Source organism: Candidatus Cybelea sp. (genome assembly GCA_036489315.1).
Classification (GTDB): domain Bacteria; phylum Vulcanimicrobiota; class Vulcanimicrobiia; order Vulcanimicrobiales; family Vulcanimicrobiaceae; genus Cybelea.
In genome coordinates, this window is sequence record DASXFZ010000011.1 from 1 (window position 1) to 3,177 (window position 3,177).

The following is a 3,177-nucleotide window of genomic DNA, read 5'->3' on the forward strand; positions in this document are numbered from 1 at the left end:
GAAGGCTAAGTAGTCTTTGATTTGCTCCACCGCTTGGTGCGGCGTCTCGTAGCTCCAAACCGCGTTGACGGAGCGGTTTCCACCAGCGGGGATGCTGAAATACGACGCGTCGCCTTTGTAGGGGCAATGCGTCGTGTGATCCGTGCGTGCGAGCGCACTCAAGTCAACGTCGCGCCGGGGAACGTATTGAACTGCCGGATAGTCGGCCTCGCGAAGCGTCAACGCTTCAGTGGTATCCACGACCGTTTTTCCGCCGACCCTCACGACGACGCGAGATGGGTTCGCCTGAATCGAGATCGGATGATCGGGCCCCGGAACTCTGATCGGCTTGTGTGCCATGACGTTTTTCTCTGCTGGACTGTCGCTTTAATTCCTTTGGGCCGAAGACTCAGACCCAGTCTCGCAATGTGAGCGTTACCATTCGCGGTTCCCCGCTTTTGGCGGCGATTTGAAGGTGCAAAATCGTGCCGGGAAGGCCCCGCAGCGCCCGCCGGACTTGCTCGAGCGATTGCGGGACGACACCGTCGATCGAGAGGATGACGTCCCCTCGAACGAATCCGGCTTGCGCCGCCGGCGTGTCTGCCCGCACCGCGTAGACCACGATCTTGCCGGCTTGGTTGATAAGGAGCATCCCCGATCGGTCGTAGCCGTCGCGCGTCTGGAGATTTTCGTTTGGCTTGAGGTTCATCGTCTCGCCGGCGTAATCAAACGTTACGGTAAACTTCTTCCAAACGCCCCCACCCAAGTTTGCCGCGAAGAACGGAGATGCGAAGAAGCCTTGCTTTTGGGTGGAGTAGCCTGCGATGAGATCGTGCAGCACGAAGTCTCCGACTTGCAGCGAACCCAGACGTCCCAGAAATCCCTGGTGGCCTCCTCCTACGCCGTACCCATTAAGGCCGACGGCGCTGTGCACCGCCGGGACGACCTGCGGGTGATCGGCGATGAACGGTACGTAGAGGTTTGCCGCGCTGGTGTCGCCGGTGTCGACCGTACATTCCGACCGGATACCGTCGACCGCGCAGCCGATCTGCGGCACGGTGCCGGCGAAGACGAATGGAACGACGTCGGCAGCGCTCCTGGGCGCGGTTCCCGGCAGCGAGAGCGTGAGCGTTCGAGCGCCGTAGTCGAACGTCGTGACGAATCGAGCGAGGACTTCGAACCCGATCAGGCCGTCGACTCGCTGTCCCGACGCGACGCCGAATCCTTTGCGAATCGGCTCGACCGAAAAAACCTGGTGCCGCAGCAGCGCGTCGCCGATTTCCAGCGAATCGACGACGGCGTAGCTGGATGCCTCGGTCGCCGCTCCGGTGCCGGAATCTTGGGCCACCCCCGACGCGGTGACGTTGATTTCTTTGGCGACAGCCGGATCGATGATGTTGCTGCCGCCCGTGTCGAAGACAAACCGATAGGGTCCTTTGCCGTTGAGCGTAGCGTCGAGGTAGACGTGATTATCTACCAGTTCGATCGGCACCGCCGTGCTGGAGCGGTTGCGGTCGATCGAAAAGTCGTCGACTCGAGATTTTGGCTTGACCAAGGCGGCCTCATCGGTCGCGACGATCCGCGCGGAGCGCACCGTAAGGTCGGACTCGTTGCCTTCGCTGGACTTGGAGACGATACGACGCGGCACCAGGAGTCCGTCGACGGAACGATATTGCGAAACGTCTATTTCGTAGGTTACCGGGCCGATTGGTATGACGTAACGAGCCGGCATGTGGGTGACCGCATCGATCCAAACCTGCATGGGAACGAGCGAACGACGCGGCGTCACGAGAAGTGTCGCGTAGTGCCGGCCGCCGGAGTCTCTTAGGCCGTCCCAGGCGATCGTCGCGCCGCCGCTGCCGGGAACGAAGAGCGTATCGCCGGCGGCATACGCGGTATCGATCTCTTGTGAAACGCCCGCGTCGCTGCCGTCCGTCCACACCAAACCCGACTGATCTTGATTCCAGAAAGACGTTCCGTCATAACCGTCTCCGGCAGCAATCGGGGGCGTGTAGGTTCTCTCAGCGATGCGTGCGCCACCGATCGCGGCCGCCGAGTCGCCGGTTCCGCTCAAGCCGTTCACCGTCGCGGTGCTTGTAAGGGAGAGCACACTGCCGCGCGCGAGCGCCTCAGCGCCGAGTGCCTCGCGGCTCTGCTGCAGCGTCCGGGCAACATCGATCGCAGTGCCGGCGTAAGTTACACCCGGCAAGGCGATACAAGCGCACGTGAACGCGGTAAGGGCGGCCCGGCTCGGCCTCATCACGCTTGAATGAAACTGCGTAGCGCCGAGATACCTTCTTGGTAGTTGCGTTCGATGGCCGCGCACGCAGCTTCCAACTGCTGGCGTTGCAGTCCCGAGACGATCTCGTCGTGCTGGGCCGCGGAGCGGGCCACGAGAACGGCATCGCCCATATGAAAGTACTCGTAGCGCAGAACGCGGCGATGAAGCGTTTGCAGCATACCGACGAGCGTGTCGTTGGGGCAGCGCGAGACGAGTTGGCGATGGAAGTCCTGATCTGCGGCGACGGCTCGGCGCGGTACCGCACGCGCGGCAAGAAAGCGCCTGTTGATCGCCCGCAGTTCCTTGCTGCACGAAACGACTTGCGGCCAGCTCTCGCGAACGGCTAAGACCTCGAGGTGGGCAACGATCGTGTAGATCTCGCGCGCTTCGCGCTCGCTCATCGGCCGCACGGAAAATCCGCGTCGCAAGTGCGTTTCGACGAAACCTTCGCGCTCGAGCAAAAAAAGTGCCTCGCGCAGCGGCGTTCTGCTGAGCGCTAGCTCTTGCGAGAGCGATGCTTCGACTAGGCGGGTACCCGCGGGCAAGCGCTTATCGAGGATGGCTTCGAGGACGGCATCGTAGGCGCGCTCGCGTTCGCTGGCCTCCGAGTCGCGGGCGGCCTTTCTGTATACCATCTGACGGATATAGTATACTAAAAATTCGCCGCCATCAAGAAGCTGAGCCTTTGCTTAAACGGCTATCTGAATACCGATCGCGCGATCCACACGAAAGAAAGCAAAAGCGGACTATCGCAAGCCCGGAAAAACCTGGAACGCCATTTTGCGAACGATCGCTTCCGCTTCAGCGCCGGTGATGTTCGCATCGTGCGAGATCTCCGGCACGTTCGCGCCGAGGCTCTTTTCGAAAGCGAGCATTCCGAAGAAAATTCCTTTGCCGAGGACGGAGAGCGGCAAATT

At 61.4% G+C, this 3,177-nt stretch carries 3 protein-coding genes; all 3 read right to left on the bottom strand.

The genetic code is table 11. From position 1 onward, the window contains the following. A partial coding sequence (locus tag VGG51_02790) for a DUF427 domain-containing protein (protein HEY1881952.1) occupies positions 1 to 339 on the bottom strand: 339 nt, incomplete at its 3' end. A 49-nt stretch (positions 340 to 388) separates the two neighbouring features. Next, positions 389 to 2,188 carry an aspartyl protease family protein gene (locus VGG51_02795; protein HEY1881953.1) on the bottom strand — a complete coding sequence of 600 codons (1,800 nt, stop codon included), beginning with the start codon at positions 2,186 to 2,188 and terminating at the stop codon, positions 389 to 391. Between the two features lie 50 nt (positions 2,189 to 2,238). Further along, a complete protein-coding gene (locus tag VGG51_02800) occupies positions 2,239 to 2,895 on the bottom strand; it encodes a GntR family transcriptional regulator (GenBank protein ID HEY1881954.1) in 657 nt (218 codons plus the stop codon). Positions 2,896 to 3,177: the final 282 nt, after the last annotated feature.